17 protein-coding genes are annotated in these 19,627 nt (G+C 68.8%); 11 read left to right on the top strand and 6 right to left on the bottom strand.

Annotation, left to right across the window (positions count from 1 at the left end; genetic code table 11):
• Window positions 1-26: 26 nt before the first annotated feature.
• Window positions 27-707, bottom strand: coding sequence for a sugar O-acetyltransferase (locus RWX45_RS06070; protein WP_316022868.1), 681 nt, complete (start codon window positions 705-707; stop codon window positions 27-29).
• Window positions 708-872: 165 nt separating this feature from the next.
• Between RWX45_RS06070 and RWX45_RS06065 the strand changes: the two genes are divergently transcribed.
• The 9 genes from RWX45_RS06065 (at window position 873) to RWX45_RS06025 (ending at window position 10,560) form a co-directional block, all read left to right on the top strand.
• Window positions 873-1,928, top strand: a complete 1,056-nt coding sequence (locus tag RWX45_RS06065; RefSeq protein ID WP_316022867.1) for an iron-siderophore ABC transporter substrate-binding protein — start codon at window positions 873-875, stop codon at window positions 1,926-1,928.
• Window positions 1,929-3,020 carry an iron ABC transporter permease gene (locus tag RWX45_RS06060; RefSeq protein WP_316022866.1) on the top strand — a complete coding sequence of 364 codons (1,092 nt, stop codon included), beginning with the start codon at window positions 1,929-1,931 and terminating at the stop codon, window positions 3,018-3,020.
• The gene (locus tag RWX45_RS06055) at window positions 3,017-4,162 is read left to right on the top strand and encodes an iron ABC transporter permease (protein ID WP_316022865.1); all 1,146 of its coding nucleotides are present in this window, start codon (window positions 3,017-3,019) and stop codon (window positions 4,160-4,162) included. Before RWX45_RS06060 ends, RWX45_RS06055 begins: the two co-directional genes overlap by 4 nt.
• On the top strand, window positions 4,159-5,082 hold the full coding sequence (locus RWX45_RS06050) for an ABC transporter ATP-binding protein (RefSeq protein WP_316022864.1): 924 nt from the start codon (window positions 4,159-4,161) through the stop codon (window positions 5,080-5,082). The genes RWX45_RS06055 and RWX45_RS06050 overlap by 4 nt, the downstream gene beginning before the upstream one ends.
• A complete protein-coding gene (locus RWX45_RS06045; protein ID WP_316022863.1) occupies window positions 5,079-6,116 on the top strand; it encodes a siderophore-interacting protein in 1,038 nt (345 codons plus the stop codon). Before RWX45_RS06050 ends, RWX45_RS06045 begins: the two co-directional genes overlap by 4 nt.
• 546 nt (window positions 6,117-6,662) lie before the next feature.
• A complete protein-coding gene (locus RWX45_RS06040; protein ID WP_316022862.1) occupies window positions 6,663-7,811 on the top strand; it encodes a glycoside hydrolase family 105 protein in 1,149 nt (382 codons plus the stop codon).
• 128 nt (window positions 7,812-7,939) lie between these two features.
• Window positions 7,940-8,776 (top strand): 5-dehydro-4-deoxy-D-glucuronate isomerase, encoded by an 837-nt coding sequence (kduI, locus tag RWX45_RS06035; protein ID WP_316022861.1) that lies wholly within the window; start codon window positions 7,940-7,942, stop codon window positions 8,774-8,776.
• A gap of 28 nt (window positions 8,777-8,804) precedes the next feature.
• Window positions 8,805-9,602, top strand: coding sequence for a gluconate 5-dehydrogenase (locus RWX45_RS06030; RefSeq protein WP_410050687.1), 798 nt, complete (start codon window positions 8,805-8,807; stop codon window positions 9,600-9,602).
• A gap of 145 nt (window positions 9,603-9,747) precedes the next feature.
• Complete coding sequence (locus tag RWX45_RS06025; RefSeq protein WP_316022859.1) at window positions 9,748-10,560, top strand: IclR family transcriptional regulator; 813 nt, start codon at window positions 9,748-9,750, stop codon at window positions 10,558-10,560.
• A gap of 417 nt (window positions 10,561-10,977) precedes the next feature.
• On the opposite strand, the gene RWX45_RS06020 is transcribed toward RWX45_RS06025, so the two are convergent.
• From RWX45_RS06020 to RWX45_RS06000, 5 genes are all read right to left on the bottom strand, one after another.
• Window positions 10,978-12,168: an AI-2E family transporter gene (locus RWX45_RS06020; protein WP_316022858.1), complete on the bottom strand. Its 1,191-nt coding sequence runs from the start codon at window positions 12,166-12,168 to the stop codon at window positions 10,978-10,980.
• A gap of 99 nt (window positions 12,169-12,267) precedes the next feature.
• The gene (locus tag RWX45_RS06015) at window positions 12,268-12,738 is read right to left on the bottom strand and encodes a response regulator (RefSeq protein ID WP_316022857.1); all 471 of its coding nucleotides are present in this window, start codon (window positions 12,736-12,738) and stop codon (window positions 12,268-12,270) included.
• Window positions 12,735-14,939 carry an ATP-binding protein gene (locus RWX45_RS06010; protein WP_316022856.1) on the bottom strand — a complete coding sequence of 735 codons (2,205 nt, stop codon included), beginning with the start codon at window positions 14,937-14,939 and terminating at the stop codon, window positions 12,735-12,737. Before RWX45_RS06010 ends, RWX45_RS06015 begins: the two co-directional genes overlap by 4 nt.
• The gene (locus RWX45_RS06005) at window positions 14,936-16,375 is read right to left on the bottom strand and encodes a DASS family sodium-coupled anion symporter (protein WP_316022855.1); all 1,440 of its coding nucleotides are present in this window, start codon (window positions 16,373-16,375) and stop codon (window positions 14,936-14,938) included. The genes RWX45_RS06010 and RWX45_RS06005 overlap by 4 nt, the downstream gene beginning before the upstream one ends.
• A 975-nt stretch (window positions 16,376-17,350) precedes the next feature.
• Window positions 17,351-18,226 (bottom strand): alpha/beta fold hydrolase, encoded by an 876-nt coding sequence (locus RWX45_RS06000; RefSeq protein WP_316022854.1) that lies wholly within the window; start codon window positions 18,224-18,226, stop codon window positions 17,351-17,353.
• A 38-nt stretch (window positions 18,227-18,264) separates the two neighbouring features.
• On the opposite strand from RWX45_RS06000, the gene RWX45_RS05995 reads away from it, so the two are divergent.
• Together RWX45_RS05995 and mtnN are read left to right on the top strand one after the other, a co-directional pair.
• Entirely contained in the window at window positions 18,265-18,735 is a 471-nt protein-coding gene (locus RWX45_RS05995; protein ID WP_316022853.1) for an S-ribosylhomocysteine lyase, read from the top strand.
• 142 nt (window positions 18,736-18,877) lie between these two features.
• Window positions 18,878-19,627: 5'-methylthioadenosine/S-adenosylhomocysteine nucleosidase (mtnN, locus tag RWX45_RS05990; protein WP_316022852.1), on the top strand; the 750-nt coding region annotated here is incomplete at its 3' end.

Raw genomic sequence — 19,627 nt, 5'->3', positions numbered from 1 at the left:
GTGAATGAGGGGAGTGGGTGTCCGGGTCAGTGCTCGTCGCGGCCGGGCACCGGGAGGGTGCGCGGCTCCTGGTAAGTCCAGTCACGATCGGCGTCGGTGATCTCGCGCAGCACCCGGGCCGGCACGCCGCCGACCACCACCATGGGCGGCACATTGGCATTGACGACGGCGCCCGCGGCGATGACGGAACCGCGCCCGATGGTGACGCCGGGCAGGATGGTGACGTTCCCGCCGACCCACACGTCGTCCTCAATGACGACCGGCGCGGAGTACTGCTGCCCGCGGTCGCGCTCCTCGGGGTGGATGGGGTGCCCGGCGGTGGCGATCATGACCCGCGGGCCGAACATGACCCGGTTGCCGATGGTGACCGGGGAGTCGTCGACGATCTGGAGCCCCGCATTGGCGTACACGGGCGATCCCACTCGGGTGTGAATGCCATAGGCGACGTGCAGCGGCGGCTCCACCCATACGGAGTCGCCCACCTCGCCGAAAATCTCCTCCAGCAGCCGACGGCGTCCCTCCCCGTCCCGCGGAGAGGTGGCGTTGTACTGCGCCGCCAGCTCCTTGCCGCGGATGCGCTGCTCGGTCAACGCTTCCAGACCGGGGCCCTCGTCGTTGTACAGCTCCTGGTTGGCCATGCGGCGGCGCACCTCCGCCTCCCGGGGGTCCATATCCGGGTCAACTTCGCTGCTGTCAAGGTGAGTCATGTGCTTGCGCTCCTATGCGTGGGGAACGGGCGCGGCCCGTGGGCCCAATGTAGCGGGAACCGACCACCCGTGGTGGCGGAGGACACAAATCGGCCGCTATGAGGCTAGCCTCACCTCGGCTATCGTCTATTCCGTTCAGCCTCACGCTACTGAGAGAGCCCCTTTGTGACCATCTCACGCAAGTCCTTCCTGCTCGCCGCCGGCCTCGCCGTCCCCACCGGACTGCTCGCCGCCTGCGGCTCGTCGTCATCCGACGGAACCGCAGACGCCAGCGCCGGTACCAGCCAGGCCTCCGCCGGGGAGATCACCATCGAGCACGCCTTCGGCACCACCATCATCCCCGCCGGCGCCTCCCGCTACGCCACCGTCGCCTGGGGCAATCACGACGTCGCCCTCGCCCTCGACGTCATGCCCGTCGGTCTGTCCCGCCAGACCTGGGGCGTCGAGGATGACTCCGGCATGCTGGAGTGGACCAAGAAGAAGGTCGATGAGCTCGTGGCGGCCGGCGCGGAGCAGCCGGTCCTGTTCGATGACACCGACGGCATTGCCTTCGAGGCCGTCGCCGACACCAAACCCGACGTCATCCTGGCCGCCTACTCCGGCCTCAGCCAGGAGGACTACAACACCCTGTCGCAGATCGCACCCACCGTCGCCTACCCTGGCACACCCTGGGGAACCCAGTGGCGCGACATGATCCGCCTCGACGCTCAGGCCATGGATAGGGCCGAGCAGGGAGAGGCCCTCATCGCCGATCTGGAGCAGCAGATCGCCGACGCCGTGGCCCAGTACCCGCAGATTGCGGGCAAATCCGCGGCCTTCTTCTACATGAGCGAGTCCGACACCTCCACAATCGGCTTCTACACCACCGCCGACCCCCGCACCGCCTTCATGACCGATCTGGGCATGACCATCCCGGAGTCCGTGCAGACCGCGTCCGATGCGGATCCAGACGTGTTCTACAGCGATGTCTCCAGCGAGAACGCCGACCAGGTGGCTGACGTGGACCTCATGATCATGTACGGACAGGACAGCGACCTGGCCACCCTCCAGGCCGACCCGCTGGTGGGCACGATCCCGGCGATTAGGAACGGTGCCATTGCCTTCGTCGGCAACGGCACGCCGTTGTCGGCCTCCACCAACCCCGGGCCACTGTCCATCCCGTGGGGCATCACCGATTACGTCGCCCTGATCGCCGCCGCGGCCGACAAGGCAACCGCCTAAGTGGAGGCTCCGCCTGCAAAGCCCCTGGCCGCGGCCACCCGGGCCCCGCAGCGCAGCAGCGGCCGGGCCGGATCCGCGCCCATCCCGACTCGGCCCGCCCGCGCGCGCCGTCCGCTAGTAGCGCTCGCCGTCGTGATCGCTGTGCTGGCACTTGCCGTCGTCTGCTCCATCGCCTTCGGGGCACGGATCGTGGGCCTCGGCGAGATCCTCGACGGCCTGGCCGGACGAGGCGAGGGCCTCGGCGCGGTGGCGGTGGCCGAACGGGTGCCGCGCACGGCCACCGCGCTTGTGGCCGGGGCGGCGCTGGGCACCTCCGGCGCTCTCATGCAGGCGGTGACCCGCAACCCCATCGCCGACCCCGGCATCCTCGGCATCAATACCGGGGCCTCGCTCGCCATCGTCAGCGCCATCGCCTTCGCGCACATCTCCTCGCTGGCGCAGTACTTGTGGATCGCCATGGCCGGGGCGGCCGCCACCGCCGCCTTCGTCTACGCCATCGGCTCCCTCGGCCCCGGCGGGACGACGCCGGTCAAGCTCGCCCTAGCGGGCGTGGCCACAAGCGCCGCCCTGTCCTCCCTCATTAGCGCCATCATGCTGCCGCGTGCCGAGGGACTGACCGACTACCGCTTCTGGCAGGTCGGCTCCATCGGGAGGGGCACCTGGGCGTCCCTCGCCACCATCGCGCCATTCCTGGCGGTCGCCGCCGTGCTGGCGGTCGCCGTCGTCCGGCCCCTGAACTCGCTTGCGTTGGGTGAGGAGATGGCCGTGGGCCTGGGCGTCAAGGTGGGGCGCACCCGCCTGCTGGCCTCCGCCGCCGGAGTCATCGCCTGCGCGACGACGACAGCGCTGGTGGGACCGATCGGTTTTGTCGGCCTCATGGTCCCGCACGCCGTGCGCATGCTGGTGGGCCCCGATCATCGCTGGCTGCTGCCCCTGTCGGCCCTGGGCGGGGCGGCGCTGCTCACCTTCGCCGACGTGCTGGGGCGCGTTGTGGCCCGGCCCAGCGAGGTGAGCGTCGGCGTGGTCACCGCCTTCGTGGGCGCCCCCGTACTCATCGCCATCGCCCGCGGCGCCAAGGTGCGTGAGCTGTGAGCGCCCATTCCGCCTCCGCCCCGCGGGCGCTCGATGCAGGTTCAGTCTCTCAGGGCCTTCACGCCGCCACCGCACCGCAGCAGCAGCCGGTGGTCAGCCCCCGCTCGGCCCGCCCGGCGCCGGGTTTCACCGAACCGGGCCGACGCCGCCGCGCCCTGCGCTACGCCGGCGTCACCGTGGCGTTGGCGCTGGCGGCGGTTGCCCTGTGGTGGGCCATGGTGCTCGTCGGGTCCACCTGGTACTCGCCCGCCGAGGTGGTCGCCGTCATCGCGGGCCGCGACGTGCCCGGCGCCTCCTTCGCCGTCGGGCAGCTGCGTCTGCCGCGGGCCCTGCTGGGCGTGCTGGCCGGGCTCGCCTTCGGCATAGCGGGCCGAACCTCGCAGACGATGCTGCGCAATCAACTCGCCAGCCCCGACGTCATCGGCATCACCTCCGGGGCGTCGACGGCGGCGGTCTTCGCCATCCTGGTCCTGGGCTGGTCCGGGATGCGCGTCAACCTGCTCGCGCTCGGCTGCGGGCTGGGCACGGCACTCATCATCTACCTGCTGTCCGGCAGCGGCTCCACCCAGGGCGGGCGCCTCATCCTCATCGGGATCGGCATCTCCGCCATGTTCTCCTCCGTCATCTCCTACTTGCAGCTGCGGGCCTCCATCTACAGCGTCGCCGACGCCATGCGCTGGCTGTCGGGGTCGTTGGCGGACGCGGGCTGGGACCAGGTGCCGCTGCTGGGTGGCGCCGTCGTCGTCCTGGGCGGGACGCTGCTAGCCCTGAGCCGGGAGCTGACCGCGCTCTCGCTGGGGGAGGAGACCGCCACCGGCCTGGGGGTCGCCGTCGCGCGCACCCGCCTGCTGCTCCTGCTGTCCACCGTGGCGCTGGCCGCCTTCGCCACCGCCGCCACCGGGCCCATCGCCTTCGTCGCCTTCCTCGCCGGTCCGGTCACCGCCCGGCTCGTGGGGCGCACCGACCGTTCCCTACTGCTCCCATCGGCGCTCATGGGTGCGGTCATCGTGCTGGCCGCGGACCTGGCCGGGCAGCATCTGTTCCCCACCAACCTGCCGGTCGGCGTCGTCACCGGAATCGTCGGCGCCCCGTACTTGCTGGTGCAGCTGATCCGCCTCAACCGGGAGGGAGCCTCCGCATGAGTTCCACCCAGCTGGAAGACCCGGGCCGGGCCGATCCCCACAACGGCTCCCGCGTCCCCGCCCGGACCGACGCGGGAACCGGCGACACCGACCGCGCCATCCCCCGCAACCTGACCACACGGGACCTGCACTCGGGCTACGGGCGACGCACCGTCGTCGACGGCGTGGACATCACCATCCCCACCGGTGCGATCACCGTCATCGTGGGGGCGAACGCCTGCGGGAAGTCAACCCTGCTCAAGACCATGGCGCGGATTCTGACGCCGAGCTCCGGCTCGGTTCTGCTGGATGGCCGGGACGTCTCCGCGGTCCCGACCCGGCGCCTGGCCACCCGTCTAGGCCTGCTGCCCCAGCAACCCATCGCGCCGGAGGGGATCGTCGTCTCCGATCTGGTGGGGCGCGCCCGGCACCCGCATCAGGGCCTGTTCCGCTCCACCTCGGCCACCGACCGGCGCATTGTGGAGGAGGCGCTCATCGCCACCCGCACGGATCGGCTGGCGGACCGCAGCGTGGACGAGCTGTCGGGCGGTCAGCGCCAGCGCGTGTGGATCGCCATGGCCCTGGCCCAGCGCACCGATGTGCTGCTGCTGGATGAACCAACAACCTTCCTCGACCTCGCCCACCAGGTGGAGGTGCTGGACCTGCTCACCGATCTCAACCATGAGCGCGGCACCACGGTGGTCATGGTGCTGCACGACATCAACCTGGCGGCCCGCTACGCCGACCACATCATCGCCATGCGGGAGGGCCGAGTGGTGGCCGCAGGCGAGCCGACGGCGGTGGTGAGCCCGGAGCTCATGCGGGAGGTGTTCAACCTGGAGGCCGAGGTCATCACCGATCCGGTGTCGGCCACGCCCCTGGTGCTGCCGCGGGGACGCCACCACATCACCGCCACTGCCACGAACGGGGCGCCACAATGAGCGCGCCGCCGGACCAGAGCCCTTTCCGCTTCTTCCCGGTCACCGTGGCCCGGATCACGGAGGTGACGCCGCATCTGCGGCGGGTGACCTTCACCGGGGAGGGCCTGGAGGACTTCGCCGATCCGGGATGGGATCAGCGCATCAAGCTGATTCTGCCCGCGGCCGAGGGCGGCTACACCCATCTGCCCTCCGGCCCGGACTGGTATGGGCAGTGGCGCGCCCTGCCGGAGGCGCAGCGGCCGCCCGTCCGCACCTACACCACGCGCGCGGTGCGGCGCGGGACCGGTGTGGGAGGCGCCGGTACACGGATCGTCGAGGACGCCGACACGGGGCCCGCATCGACCACACGATACGGAGCCGGGCGGCCACCGGGCGGCGGGGGCGAGGCGGAGGTCGACGTTGACATGGTGGCGCACGGTCCCCACGGGCCCGCCTCGCGCTGGTTGGCCGGCGCCAACGTGGGCACGCCCGCCCGGCTGCTGGGACCGTCGCGCGCGTGGCTGGCCTCCCAGCCGCCCGGCAGCCATCCCGGTGGGGTGGATTTCGTGCCGCCGGCCGTCACCGAGCGCTACCTCATCGGCGGGGATGAGACGGCGGCGCCCGCGATCGCCCGGATTCTGGAGGAGTTGCCGCGGTGGGCGCGCGGCATCGTCGTCGTGGAGGTGCCGGAGCGGGCGGATGCGGCGTATCTGCCCGCCCATCCGGGCATATCAGTGCGGGTTCTGGCACGCGACGGCCGGCCGCATGGCCAACTGCTGGTCGACGGCGTGGCCCGGGCGGCCGCCGAGCTGTGCCCGGCGGGAAGGCCGCAGGAAGTGGAGGAGATCGACGTCGATCGAGACCTGCTGTGGGAAGTACCGCGCACCGCCCGGGGCGGCGCCGCACTCAAACGGGCCAGCCTGTACACCTGGCTGGCCGGGGAGGCCGGTGCGGTCAAGCGCCTGCGCCGCCATCTAGTGACCGAACGGGGCCTGGACCGGCGCTCGGTGGCCTTCATGGGCTATTGGCGGCTCGGCCGTGCCGAAAACGGCTGACGGGTCCCCTCAAGCAGCCACGACTCGATGGCCGAGACAAGGTGTCGCGTCCATCCACCGCGCTTGCGGACTCGCCACGTGGGGCGAGCCCCTCGGGCTGCGCATGACAGAACCTACCCGCCACACTACGAAATCCGCACTCAAAGCGCCCACGCCTCCGACCGCTACCGGAGCGCACGAACAGACCATTCCTGCTATTGACGCGCCAATACCGCCCCGAGTACAGTCGACCTCGTGATACGCATGATTCACCATGTGAAACTCACTCATTCGGTAGCACACGTATAGCAGTAAAGGGGCGAGCAATGGGGCTTGCATCGCAGGAGCCGCGGCTCCCGGACTCCACGGCGGAGGCGGTCGTGGCGCACGGGGAAAAGGCACGCCCTTGGACCGGATCAAACGTAAGGCGTTCATAAGCGGCGGGGTTCGACGGCAGCCACCTTCGGCATGTACCTCATCGCGGCCGTGGCCACGGCTCTGCTGACGCAGATGCGGGCCACGCCCCCGCCAAGTTAGAAACCACCAACTGAAGAAGAGCGGATCACCATGGAGCAGAAAATCTGGCCGGTCAAGCACAGTGAGCTGCTGCGAGCCCCGGAGCGGTTCATCTCCCGCACCGAGTTGCAGGACCTCATCGGCCGCCTCACGGACAACCTCATCCACATCACCGATGAGACCGGAGAGTTCCTCCTGCGCCTGGACGACGGCCGCGTCATTGACACCAAGGGCTGGACGGAAGGCTGGGAGTGGACCCACGGCATCGGCCTGTACGGCATGTGGCAGTACTACGAGCAGACCGGGGACGAGCGCATGCTTCAGATCATCGAGCGCTGGTTCGACGATCACCTCGCCGTGGGCACCACGAAGAACGTCAACACCATGGCGCCCTTCCTCACGCTGGCCAACCTGTATGAGCTGACGGGCAAACACTCCTACCTGCCCTGGCTGGACTCCTGGGCCGAGTGGGCCATGCGCGAGATGCCCCGCACCCCGCACGGCGGCATGCAGCACATGACGCTGGCCGAGGAGAACCACCACCAGATGTGGGACGACACCCTCATGATGACGGTCATGCCCCTGACCCGGATCGGCCTGCTCCTGGGCCGCCCCCGCTACGTCGAGGAGGCGACCTTCCAGTTCCTCACCCACATCAACTACCTCACCGACCGGCGCACCGGGCTGTGGTTCCACGGGTGGACCTTCGACGGCGCCCACAACTTCGCCGAGGCCCGCTGGGCGCGCGGCAACTCCTGGGTCACCATGGTCATCCCCGACTTCCTCCAACTCGTGGACTGGCCCGCCGACCACCCCGTGCGCCGGTTCCTCATCGAGACGCTGTCCTCGCAGGTGGCCGCACTGGCCCCCCTCCAGGACGAGTCCGGGCTGTGGCACACCCTGCTGGACGACCCCTCCTCCTACCTGGAGGCCTCCGCCACGGCCGGCTTCGCCTACGGCATCCTTAAGGCCGTCCGGCTCGGCTACCTCGACAAGCCCACCTACGCGCCCGTCGCCGAGCGTGCCATTCGCGCCATCGTGAGCAACATCGACGACGACGGCGAACTCACCCACGTGTCCTTCGGCACCGGCATGGGCCACGACCTGCAGTTCTACCGGGATATCCCCCTAACCTCGATGCCCTACGGTCAGGCCATGGCCATCCTGTGTCTGGCCGAGTATCTACGCACCTATTACTGAACCCGCCTGAATCCACTGGAACGCGGCGAGCGGCCCGCCCACACACGCCCCCGACCACTCGCCGTCGCTCCAGTCCGCTCCTCAGCACGCCAACCGCACCAAACCACACACCAAGTAGGAGAGTCACTATGGAACAGCGTTACGCCACCAACCCCGAGCAGATCCCCAGTTTCGACACCCAGGACCTGCGCGACCGCTACCTGGTTGAGCGAGTCTTCGTCCCCGGCGAGGTCACCGCCGTGTACACCCACCAGGACCGGATCGTGCTGGGAGGCGCCGAGCCCGCGGGAAAGGAACTGTCCCTGCCCGTCTTCGATGAGCTGCGCTCCGACTTCTTCCTGCAGCGCCGCGAGATGGGGGTACTCAACGTGGGCGGCGACGGCGTCGTCACCGTCGACGGCACCACCTACGAGATGCCCTCAACCGCCTGCCTGTACATCGGCCGTGGCGCGCGCGACGTCGTCTTCGCCGACGCCGCCGCCGACCAGGAGCACGGCGCCCAGTTCTACCTGTTCTCCGCCCCCGCCCACGCCGACTACCCGACGACGCTGGCACTGCCCGGCCAGGGCACGGTGCGTGAACTCGGCGACCAGAAGACCTCCAACCGCCGCACCCTCACCCAGTACATCCACGAGGACGGCATTCGCTCCTGCCAGGTGGTTATGGGCTTCACCCGGCTACACGAGGGCTCCATGTGGAACACCATGCCGGCCCACACCCACGACCGCCGCACCGAGTGCTACCTGTACTTCGATGTTCCCGACGACGCCCGCGTCTTCCACATCATGGGTGAGCCGGACCGCACCCGCCACCTCGTCGTCGCCGACCGGCAGGCCGTAATCTCCCCGTCCTGGTCGCTGCACTGCGGGGTCGGCACCGCCGCCTACACCTTCGTGTGGGCCATGGCCGGGGAGAACCAGTTCTTCGACGACATGGATGCCCACCCGGTCACCGAGATCCGCTGACCCGCGCACAGTAAGGAATATGAGCGTCATGTCCGACTCGATCTTCAGTCTCACCGGACGCACCGCCCTGGTGACCGGCGCCGTCTACGGCATCGGCTTCGCCATCGCCAAGGCACTCGCCGAGGCCGGCGCCACCATCGTCTTCAACGCCCGCTCCCGCGAGTCGGTGGACCGGGGTCTGGCGGCCTACGCTCAGGAGGGAATTGAGGCGCACGGGTACGTCTTCGACGTCACCGATGAGGAGGCCGTCGCTGACGCCGTCGCCACCATCACCGCTAAGGTCGCCCCCATCGACATCCTGGTCAACAACGCCGGCGTCATCAAGCGCATCCCAATGACGCAGATGGCTGCCGCCGAGTTCCGCGAGGTGCTCGACATCGACCTCACCGGCCCGTTCATCGTCTCCAAGGCGGTCATCCCGGCGATGATTGAGCGCGGTGGCGGCAAGATCATCAATATCTGCTCGATGATGTCCGAGCTGGGCCGGGAGACCGTGTCCGCCTACGCGGCCGCCAAGGGCGGGCTGAAAATGCTCACTCGCAACATCGCCTCCGAGTACGGCCAGTACAACATCCAGTGCAACGGCATCGGTCCTGGCTACATCGCCACCCCGCAGACCGCTCCGCTGCGCGAGCGCCAGATCGACGGCACCCGTCACCCCTTCGACCAGTTCATCGTCTCCCGGACCCCGGCCGCACGCTGGGGCGACCCGGACGACCTGGCCGGGCCGGCCGTCTTCCTCGCCTCCCGGGCGTCCGACTTCGTCAACGGTCACGTCCTGTACGTCGACGGCGGCATCCTCGCCTATATCGGCAAGCAGCCCTGAGACGGGGATGAGCGGCCGCGCCCTGGGATTGAGTCCCGCGGCGCGGTCGCGCCGCACGGGCCTGGTCAGGCAGTAGGCTGACCCCATGTTTCACTGCGTCAAACGGTTATCCGTTCGGCGTGACCACACCCGTTGAAGGAGCTCCATGCCCTCTTCCGATCGGACCGCAGGCCGGTCGCAGGACCAAAAAAGCAAAACCACCACGATTGCGTCGGTGGACAAGGCGCTCGGGGTGGTGGAGCATCTGCTCACCGTCGACGCCGAGGGTGTGTCCCTGAGCCAACTTGCCCAAGACACCGGCATCAACAAGTCGAGCCTGCATCACATCCTGGCGACTCTGCGGCAGCGGCACTGGGTGGAGCAGGATGAGTTGGGCCGATACCGGCTGGGCTCCATGACCGGGCGCATGGCCACGTGGTGGACAAGTGCTAACCAGGCCTCCGCTAGGCTGCACCCGGTGCTGCTCGCGATCTGCGAGAAGAGCCACGAGCTGGTTCACCTGGGGCGGCTGTACGAGCGCGACGTCGTCTACCTGGACAAGGTCGAGCCGGACCGCCCGGTGCGGGTCTGGTCGCGCATCGGCCAGAGCGCCCCGGTGGCCACCACCGCCATGGGGCGCGCCATCCTCGGTGCCCGACAGCCCTCCCAGGCGGAGGTGGACATGTGGCTGAGCCTCATCCCCGAGCCTTCCGAGTACTTGCCTAGCCGACTTGCCGAGGAGATCCAGCGGGTGCGCGCCCACGGCTACGCCGTCGAGATCGGCGAGGACCGGCCCAGCCTGGCGTGCGTGGGCGTGCCGCTTGCCGTCGCCGGCGTGCCGTTGCTGGCAATCTCGGTGACCATGCCGGTCGAGCGAGCCGGCCTACCGCACCTGCGCGAGATCGCGCACACGATCCACGAGTGCATCGCCGCCGCCGACATTGAGGGGATGACCGTACCCGTCACCCTGGCCGACTGAAGCCAGACAATTGCCTTCACGGAGGATGCCGACTTGGCGGGGGTATCCGGGCGTATTTGGCAGGGTGGCGGGGGTGAGACCGGTCACCGCACCTGCTCATGCGCGAATATGGCGAGGCCCCCGGGCGGGCTCGTGCCCGGCCCGAGGGCCTTCGTCAGTGAGGGGCTCCGCGCCCGGGTTCCCACATCCGGGGGAGCACCCTCCTTCGCCGAAGCAACCCACCCGGGCTCCCTAGTACCCGGGGTGGTCTCAAGCCGAGCCGGTCAGCGGGTTCCCCAACCCTCGCGACTCGCCTTGTCCGGCGGCACGACCCATATAACCCGCCTCATCTGAAAGAGCCCCCGAGCCCCACTGAGAAAAGCATGGGAGAATTCCATCAATATGCTCACGCCGGTGCGAATTCGGTGTTATCTCACTTCACGACCGGGCAGCGTCCGCACCCGGCGCAGGTCCCGATGTATCGCTGACATCGTCAGGCCCGACACCAATAGAGCTAATCGGCTCCGAAGCAGTCCGGTCGGCTTCGGCGGCATCAGACCCCTCGTCGTCCACAGCAGGCTGATCCCCCGCAGAGAGGAAGATGCTCACCCAGCGTGAGCGCGGGTCGGAATCCACCAGCAGCGCCTTGACGAACAGCGTGAGGGGAACCGCGAGGATCGTTCCGAGGCCGCCGATGATCTGGCTCCAGAACAGTAGGGACAGGAAGGTCGTCGTCGTGTTGAGGCCCACCGCGTCACCAGTGAACTTCGGCTGAATGAGCGACTGAATGACAAAATTGAGCACCGAGTACACCACAACCACCCACAGCGCCGTCCAGGGGCCAGAAGCGACCAGCCCGATAAGCGCCGGTGGGATCACCCCCAGGATGAAGCCGACGTTAGGGATGTAGTTGGTGATGAAGGAGACCACACCCCAGGTCACGGCCATCGGCACATCCAGGATCCACAGGGCGATAACGTCGAATACGGCAACGATGAGACCGAACACGGTCGAAACCAGCCAGTAGGAGCGTACGGAGGTGGCGAATCCGTTCAGGGCGGAGGCGATGCCCGGCCGTAGGCGGCTCAACGCACGTGAGCGCGCCTCGATGCGGGAGGTGTCGAACATGAGGAAGACGACGGACAGTCCCATCACTCCCAGCAAGGAACCGGCGTTGGACACCTGGCCGAGCAGACTCTGGGCGACCGAGACGATCCGGCTGGTGTCCAGAGACTGCGACACTTGATCGATGAGCGTGGATTCATCCACCCCGGCGCGGCCCAGCAGCTCCCGGATGCTGTCCCAGATCGAGGAGAATTGCGCAGCGTAGTTCGGCAGCGTCTCGATGAGCTGCACGATCGCCACCCCGAGCGCCGCGAACAGGCCGATGACGAAGGCGAACACAATGAGGATCGCCACCAAGGCCGACACGGGCCGGGGCACATGGTGTCGGGTAGCCCAACTCACCAGCGGGCGCACGGTGATGACCAGGGTGAGGGCGAAGAAGACCGGACCTATGAGTGAGCGGACGTAATAGATGCCCGCGCAGCCGATCACCAGTACGGCGATCACAATCGCGATGGATTCACCCTGGGCGCGTCCGGTCGCTGTCTCACGTGCGTCGCTCATAAAGGCATCCTCGCACGTGCACCATGACGACACCTCATCCGCAGGAAGGACCGATCGACACCACAACTACCCCGTGTCGTCAAACACGCGCCCCTCCGGTCAGCGCAGCGCCTCCATGACGCGCACGCGGTCCAGGGCGCGCAGGTGCGGCAGCGGGTCAAGACCCTCTTCGAGCACGAAGTCGGTGAGCTGGTCGCGCACCACCTGCTGGAGCTGGGCCGGATCCCAGGGCTTGGCGAGGTAGTGGTCGAGGCCGGCGTCATTGAGGGCACGCACCGTGTCGGCCTGGTCGGCCTGCCCGGTCACCAGCACCTTCCGCGCCGCAGCGGTGCGAGCGTCGGAGTCCATATCCACCAGCATGTCGACCCCGGTCCGCCCGGGCATGCGGTGGTCAGCGAGGACCAGGGCCAACAGGTCGTCATCGTCGTCGACGTCCGCAACCACCTCCCAGGCGTCCGCAACGTCCTCGGCGGGCTCGATGCGCACCGTGTCGACGAACGGGGACAAATCCCTCATGACGGCGTCACGGACCTCCGGTTCGTCCTCGACGACGAGGATGACAAGCTTCATGACCGCTCCTTACGTGAGTGCCTGCGCCGCTGCTTGTGCGGCTGTTTGTCCGCGTGTTTGCGCTGTTCCGCCCGTTTGCGCGTCCGCTTGCCGGCCGGCCTGTCCACTCCGCCGCGAGCACCGACCCGAGCCGGGCTCTCCGCCACGGCGGGGTGGGCGGGGAGCACCACGGTGACGCGGGTACCGCCCGGATCCGATTCGACATCGATAGAGCCGCGGTGGGCGTCGACGACGCTTTTGGCTAGCCCCATGCCCAAGCCGAGGCCGAAGCGAACCTGGCCGTGCTTGGTGGTGAACCTGGGCTCGAAGATGCGGGGCAGGATGTCCGGGGCGATGCCCGGGCCGTTGTCCTCCACCTCGACGCGCACACCGCCCGGAACCGGCGCCATCCGCACCGTGACACGACCGGGTCGGGGGGTCCTGCCGGCGTCGGCGTCCTCCTTCGCCTGGGCGGCTAGGGCATCGGCAGCGTTGGACAGAATATTCGTCCATACCTGCACCAGCTCCCCGGCATGGCCGGGGACCAGCGGGATGGCCCCGGATTCGGCCGGATAGTCCCGTTCGATCTCCACCTCACCCAGGCGGTGTGCGGTCAGTCGTAGGGCGTCTTCGACCACTTCCCGCAGGTCGACGGGGAGCATTTCCTCGTCGTCCGGGCGCACGTACGTTGACAGGCTCGCGACGAGCCCACTGATGCGCTCGGTGGCCAGGCGCATATTGCGCTCAGACCGACCGATGGAGGCGGCGGCCTCCATGGTGGCCAGCCGTGCCGAGTCGGCGGCAAGTTCCCGGACGGTGTCCGGCCGGGCGGCGTCAATACCGGCCGCCGTCATCCGGCGGGCGAGCTCCCGGTCGCCGAGCACCTGCTCTAGCTGTTTGCGGGCGGCACGCTCCTGGCGGGTGGAGACGGCGGGCCGGGTGCGCGCGGCGGCGGCCGTCTGGCGGATCATCTCGCCGTCGGGGTGGGTCGCCAGTACCGTAGCCAGGTCCTCACGCAGGTGGCTGCCGGCACGTTCGAGCGCGGCCACGGGATTGTTGAGTTCGTGGGCGATGCCGGCGGCCAACTCCCCCAGGGTGGCGAAACGCTCCTGGGCGAGCAGCTCCAGGCGGGCCTGCTCCAGGGCGGATAGCGCCTCCTGCGCCTGCAGGCGTTCGGCGTCGACGGCGGCCGCCAGTTCGATCTTTTCCACCTGCAGGATCTCGGAGCGGGAGAGCCGTTTGGTCAGTGAGCGGATGAGCAGGGCGGCGAGCACCTGCTCGGTGACCTCGTTCTCCCGCAGCGCCCGGTCGAGCTGCTCAATGGACAGCAGGATGAGCTCGACGTCGGTGGTCGTGGTGGCGGTGACGAAGGCACGACCGTGGCTGGCCAGGGACACCAGGCCGATGATGCGGCCGGTGGTGGCGTGGTGCAGCGTCACCTCGCCGACGCGGGTGTGCCGGGTCAGGGCCACTGACCCGCTCACCACCACGTAGACGCCGTCGACGATCTGTCCCTGATGGGTCAGCCGCACCCCGGCCGGGAGCCGCAGGCGCGGACGTGGTCCGAGCACCTGCTCGCAGGCGGCAATGAGCTCGGCAGTCAGGACGTCGGAACGGTGAGTGAGTGCTTCCAGCAGCGGGGAGCGACCGCGGCCGACACCGTTCTGGCGCCGCGGATCATCCTCGGGCAGGTGGTCGCGCATCCAGCGGTAGATCTGGGCGCGGGCGCGGTGCCCGATGGCGCCGGGCGTCCAGGGCACGGCAATGACCTCGGTGACCAGATCCTCGTCGATGGCCCGCCCGAGGTCGTGCAGCTCGGTGCGCTCTGTGAGCAGCACGAGCCGGGCGGTGGACAGGGCAGGATAGTGCGCGACCGCGGCCGCGACGTCGTCGAGGCTGCCGACCTCATCGGTAGCAATAATGAGAGCCACCGCGGCGGATCCGGCCACCTTGGCCGGCGTCTGGGGGGCGGTCGGCGCGGATCCGTTCGGTTGCCCGGATTGGCCGCGCTGGGCCCAACTGAACAGTTCGGCCAGGGTGCGCACGCGCACCACCTCCGCCAGCGAGTTCACCGCCGGGGCGACCTCGTGGGCAGCCTGGGTACCCAGCGACGTCGGGGAGACGACGGCAACCACCAGCCGGCCGACATCGGGGGCAGGTTCGGCAGGCGGATCAGCGGGGCCGGGTGAGGCGCCGGGAGTGTGATCGGGCTCGGTGTTCACAGCATTCCCATCGCGGACCAGACTAGCGGCATGACCAGCACCAGAACCGCGGTCCCGCCAATGCCGACGATCAGACCCATCCGGGCCATATCCCCGGTGGGGATCTCACCGGTGGCATAGGCGATGGCGTTCGGCGGCGTCGAGATCGGCAGGCTCATACCCAGCGAGCAGGCCAGCGCCAGCACCACGGCGATCGTCACCGGCTCCAGGCCGCTGACCCCCGTCGCCAGGCCCATGGCCAGCGGCACCAGCAGGTTGCAGGCCGCCGAGTTGGAGATGACATTGGACAGGGCCAATCCCAACGCCCCCATGACCACCACCACCGCGAGCGCGGGCATGCTGGTCCAGTTAAACAGGTCGAGGATCCACTGATCCAGGCCGGTGATGCCCACACCGTCACCCAGCGCAATACCGCCCGCAACCAGCCACAGCACATCCCAGGACAGCCCGGCCAGGTCCTTCCCGGTCATAACCCGGGTGACAAGCATGGCAACAATGGCCAGGAAGCCAACCACATTCGCGCTGAGCCCGTGCAGGGATTCGGTCATCCACGCCAGAATGGTCACCGCGGCGATAACGTAGAATAGGACCGCCTTGGTGTCGGTGCGCCAGGTGGCGTCCATGTGCAACTCCACGGTCAGGTCCCCGGGCAGGAAGACTGCACAGATGAGCAACCAGGCCCCCAGCAGAATGATGAGCATGAGCGGGATGCCCATGAGCATCCAGTCCAGGAAGCTGATGGCGTGACCGGCCTCCACCAAGGCGCTCAGGGCGATCGCGTTGGGGGGCGTACCCACCGGCGTCCCCATGCCGCCCACATTCGCCGCCATGGGGATGGACAGGGCCAGGCCGGTGCGGGGCCTACCCTCCGGCAGGGCACCGAGGACGGGGATGATGACGGCGAACATGGTGGCGGTGGTGGCCGTGTTCGACATGAACATGCTCAGCACCGCGGTGATGACCATGAGACCCAGGGCGGTGCGACGGGCGGACCCGGTGAAGGGCTTGATGAGGACGGCGGCGAGGTTCTTGTCCAGCTGGAACTTCTCGGCGCCGTCGGCTATGAGGAATCCGCCCAGGAACAGCACGATAACGGGATTGGCCAGGGCCCCGAAGAAGCTGGAGTAGGCGGTGGCATCCTCTGGCACCGGCAGGACCGCCTGGTCGGAGATGAACAGCACCTCCAGCGCGATGACCAGGACGGCGGTGGCCACCAGCGGAATCGCCTCACTGACCCACAGCACAATGGCGAGCAGGAAGATGGACAGCATCCGCTCGCCCAAAGGGTCCAGGTCAGGGACGTCGACGATCAGCGGCACCACGAAGACGGTGACGGCTATCAGCAGACCGATGATCTGCTTGCGGGTGAGCGGTTCAAGGCGATCAGGGACGCGGGGACGCGGTCGATTGGCGGCGGGACGCGTGCGCGCGGGCATGGATCCTCCTCGTGGCACCCGGACCTGACCGGGGTGTCCCCGACATCTTTGCCGGGTAGGGGAGATCCTAGGTGATGTCAGCCGCGATTGCTGGATCCGGACGCCTGCCGCCGTCATGGCAGCCGGCTCATGGCAGCCGACGTGGGCCGTGGCCGAGCGGCGCAGCTGACATGGCCGGCTCATGGTGGCCGACTCGTGGTGGCCAACTCATGGTGGCCGGCTCATGGTGGCCGGCTCGGTCCCCTGTCACCGAAACCGGCACTTGTAACGTGCCGAGACCGGCACTTGTAACGTGCCGAGACCGGCACTAATGACGTGTCGAAACCGGTCGATATGACGAGGCCGGGGCATCCGTGGTCCAACGCCCGCGGTACTCGGGGCATCGACCGATGCATGTGGGTGCTCGCCGACGTTCTCGATGTATCGGGGGCAGTCGCTCCTGAGGTATGTGGCAGGAGGCGATGGTCGGATCTGTTGTGGCAGGTGGAGCTCGAATACGACCCTTATGACCCGAGCCCTCGCTGTCAGAGTTGGCTGGTGAGCAAGTACGACCTTTTGGGCCCGAGACCTCGTATGTGGTGGGGCTTTGGGGCTGAAAGGGTCGTATTCGACGTCGACGTGGAGGCTTGAGGCACAAAGGGTCGTACACGGCCAGAGCAGATCAGGAGTCCTACAGCAGCGCGCCGCACTCGACCCTGGTACCACAGACCCGCTTCTCAACATCCCAGTCGTTGGCGCCCTGGCGGGACGAAGGCCGCGAGGTCCGACCCCGGGCCCCCTCAGCACCGACACCCACTCGCCGCCACGACCACATCGACCGGTTTCGACGCGTCATTAGTGCCGGTTTCGGTGCGTTATTAGTGCCGGTTTCGGTGACAAGATCGGCGCCGCTCGCCCTATCACGCCCCATCACGCCACCGCCAACCACCCGGCCCCTTCACGCCGATCCGAGCCGGCGGGCAGCCTTTCCGCCCCCTATGCAGCCCTGCCCAGCAGCCGCTGAAGCCACGGATCCACCGCTGCCCAGAACCCTTCGGGGCGGGTGCGCCGCACGTCATGGCCCGCACCCGGAACCAGCGCCGTCTGCACCTGCGGGTTGCCGATGCGGGCGAGCACGTCCAGGCCCGCGGGGCCCACGCGCGCAGATCCGGGTCGATCGCCGGTCACCAGGAGCGTGGGCACGGTGAGCGCCGCCATCGCCTCCTCCCAGGGCACCTCGGGGGCGACCACGCCGGTGTCAAGCAGCGCCGGGTCCATCCGCTGACTCGCCCACACCCCGACGACGGCCTCGCCGTCGGGAACCTCGGGGTCGGCCACGGCACGGGCAACCGCTGCGGGCAGGTCGGCGATTTCGGCGTCCCGGGCGCGCTTGCGGGCGGCGCCGCGATCGCGCAGCTCCTGCGGGCTGCGCGTGCCGTAGCGCGCCGGATCCAGCAGGACAACGCCTGCGACGAGATCCGGACGGCGCACGGCCACCACCATGGCGGTGGCCGCCCCCATGGAGTGGCCGATAAGAACCGGCCGACGATCGGCGTCGGTCCGGGGCAGGCCGGCCTGGTCCCCGCCGGGTATCCGCGCTGCGGGCGCATGCGGCGCAGCAGGGTGGGTTTCCTCGAGGAGGTCGATGACATCGTCCACCAGCACATCTCCCGCCCGGGCCAGCTCGGCCGGCGTCCAGCGGGGGGAGAGGCCGTGACCGCGGGCGTCGGCGGCAATCACCCGGTAGCCCTGGCTGACCCAGTGGTCGATGGCGTCGGACTGGGAGATGGCCGAGCCGGTGATGCCGTGCAGCAGAACGAGGGTGGGGGCGTCGGTGAGGCCGGCGACAATGCGGGCGAGCGGTGTGGACATATCGCCATTCTTCCCCCGAATGCGGCTAGCCTGAAGGCATGGGCAAGCACCGGATGAACGTGGAGTCCTTCAACCTCGACCACACCAAGGTGGCGGCACCCTTTGTGCGCATTGCGGACCGCAAGCACCTGCCGGGCGGCGACGAGCTGGTCAAATATGACGTGCGCTTCTGCCAGCCCAATCGCGAGCACCTGGACATGCGCGCCGTGCACTCCATTGAGCACCTGACCGCCGAGCTCATGCGTAACCACACCGACCGCCTCATCGACTGGGGGCCGATGGGCTGCCAGACCGGCTTCTACGCCCTGACCCTCGGGCTGGAGCCGGAAGAGTTCCTGCCGCTGCTCGAGGCCACGTTCCAGGACATTCTTGAGGCGACCGAGGTCCCGGCGGCTAACGAGGTGCAGTGCGGCTGGGGCGCCAACCATTCGCTCCAGGCCGCCCAGGACGCGGTGCGGCGCTTCCTGGCTGAACGCGACCAGTGGGAAACGGTGTTCGCCAAGGCCTAAGCGGCGCCACCTCCCGACACCACCCCTCTCACCGCCCAATCGACATCTTCCGGCTGCCGAAGCCCGCTACCTCGCGGATGCGGGCCGCCGGCCTGGGCCGGACGCCGACCCCGCGGGCCGCCGCTGCACCTAAGCTCAGAGCATGTGCACGAGTCATGTAGCGGGTCGCCGCCAAGTCACTGCCGTGGTCGTCGTAGCGATGCCCGAGGAGGCCCAGCCCTTCCTGGGTCGTCTGCCACAGCTGGAGCATGCGACACCCCTGACTCTTCCAGGCGGCGCCGAGGCCTGGCCGCTGCATCTGGGCCGGGACCGCGAGCTGGTGCTGGTGCGCTCGGGCATTGGGCTGGTGGCATCCGCGAGCGCGTTGGCCACGGCGCTCACCCAGGTTGCCCCGGAGCTCATCGTCTCCGCGGGCACCACCGGCGGCCTCGGGCGGGACGTTGAAGTGGGGGACGTATGCGTCTCCACCAACCTGGCCTACACGGATGTGGACGCCACCGCCTTCGGCTACGCGCCGGGTCAGACCCCGGGGCAGCCCGCCACCTTCGCGGCTGATCCCGGCCTGGTGGCGCGCGCCGGCGCCGCACAGGAGGCGCTGCACACCGCCACGCCCGCTGCGGGGACTGCCCGCATCCACACCGGCCAGATGCTCGCGGGAGGCTCCTTCGTCACCGCCGCAAACGTGGGTGCCACCCGCGAGCGCTTCCCGCAGGCGGTGAGCACGGACATGGAGTCGACGGCGCTGGCACAGGTGGCGCACGCGGCGGCCATCCCCTTCGCCTCGATCCGCGGCGTCTCGGACCTGTGCGGCCCCGAGGCCGGCCAGGACTTCCACATCGGCGCCGATGAAGCGGCCGCCCGCTCCGCCGCGGTGGTGCTGGCGGCGCTGGCC

Origin of the sequence: Actinomyces sp. MRS3W, from assembly GCF_032465695.1 — a bacterium.
Taxonomy (GTDB): Bacteria; Actinomycetota; Actinomycetes; order Actinomycetales; family Actinomycetaceae; genus Actinomyces.
This window is presented reverse-complemented; position numbering and strand designations above follow the sequence as displayed.

Bases quoted from the DNA above. Each gene is read 5' to 3' on its own strand.
- RWX45_RS06015 (WP_316022857.1), bottom strand. From the start codon at position 12,738: ATGAAGCTTGTCATCCTCGTCGTCGAGGACGAACCGGAGGTCCGTGAC.
- RWX45_RS06070 (WP_316022868.1), bottom strand. From the start codon at position 707: ATGACTCACCTTGACAGCAGCGAAGTTGACCCGGATATGGACCCCCGG.
- RWX45_RS06000 (WP_316022854.1), bottom strand. From the start codon at position 18,226: ATGTCCACACCGCTCGCCCGCATTGTCGCCGGCCTCACCGACGCCCCC.
- RWX45_RS06045 (WP_316022863.1), top strand. From the start codon at position 5,079: ATGAGCGCGCCGCCGGACCAGAGCCCTTTCCGCTTCTTCCCGGTCACC.
- RWX45_RS06030 (WP_410050687.1), top strand. From the start codon at position 8,805: ATGTCCGACTCGATCTTCAGTCTCACCGGACGCACCGCCCTGGTGACC.
- RWX45_RS06040 (WP_316022862.1), top strand. From the start codon at position 6,663: ATGGAGCAGAAAATCTGGCCGGTCAAGCACAGTGAGCTGCTGCGAGCC.
- RWX45_RS06050 (WP_316022864.1), top strand. From the start codon at position 4,159: ATGAGTTCCACCCAGCTGGAAGACCCGGGCCGGGCCGATCCCCACAAC.
- RWX45_RS06025 (WP_316022859.1), top strand. From the start codon at position 9,748: ATGCCCTCTTCCGATCGGACCGCAGGCCGGTCGCAGGACCAAAAAAGC.
- RWX45_RS05995 (WP_316022853.1), top strand. From the start codon at position 18,265: ATGGGCAAGCACCGGATGAACGTGGAGTCCTTCAACCTCGACCACACC.
- RWX45_RS06005 (WP_316022855.1), bottom strand. From the start codon at position 16,375: ATGCCCGCGCGCACGCGTCCCGCCGCCAATCGACCGCGTCCCCGCGTC.
- RWX45_RS06020 (WP_316022858.1), bottom strand. From the start codon at position 12,168: ATGAGCGACGCACGTGAGACAGCGACCGGACGCGCCCAGGGTGAATCC.
- kduI (WP_316022861.1), top strand. From the start codon at position 7,940: ATGGAACAGCGTTACGCCACCAACCCCGAGCAGATCCCCAGTTTCGAC.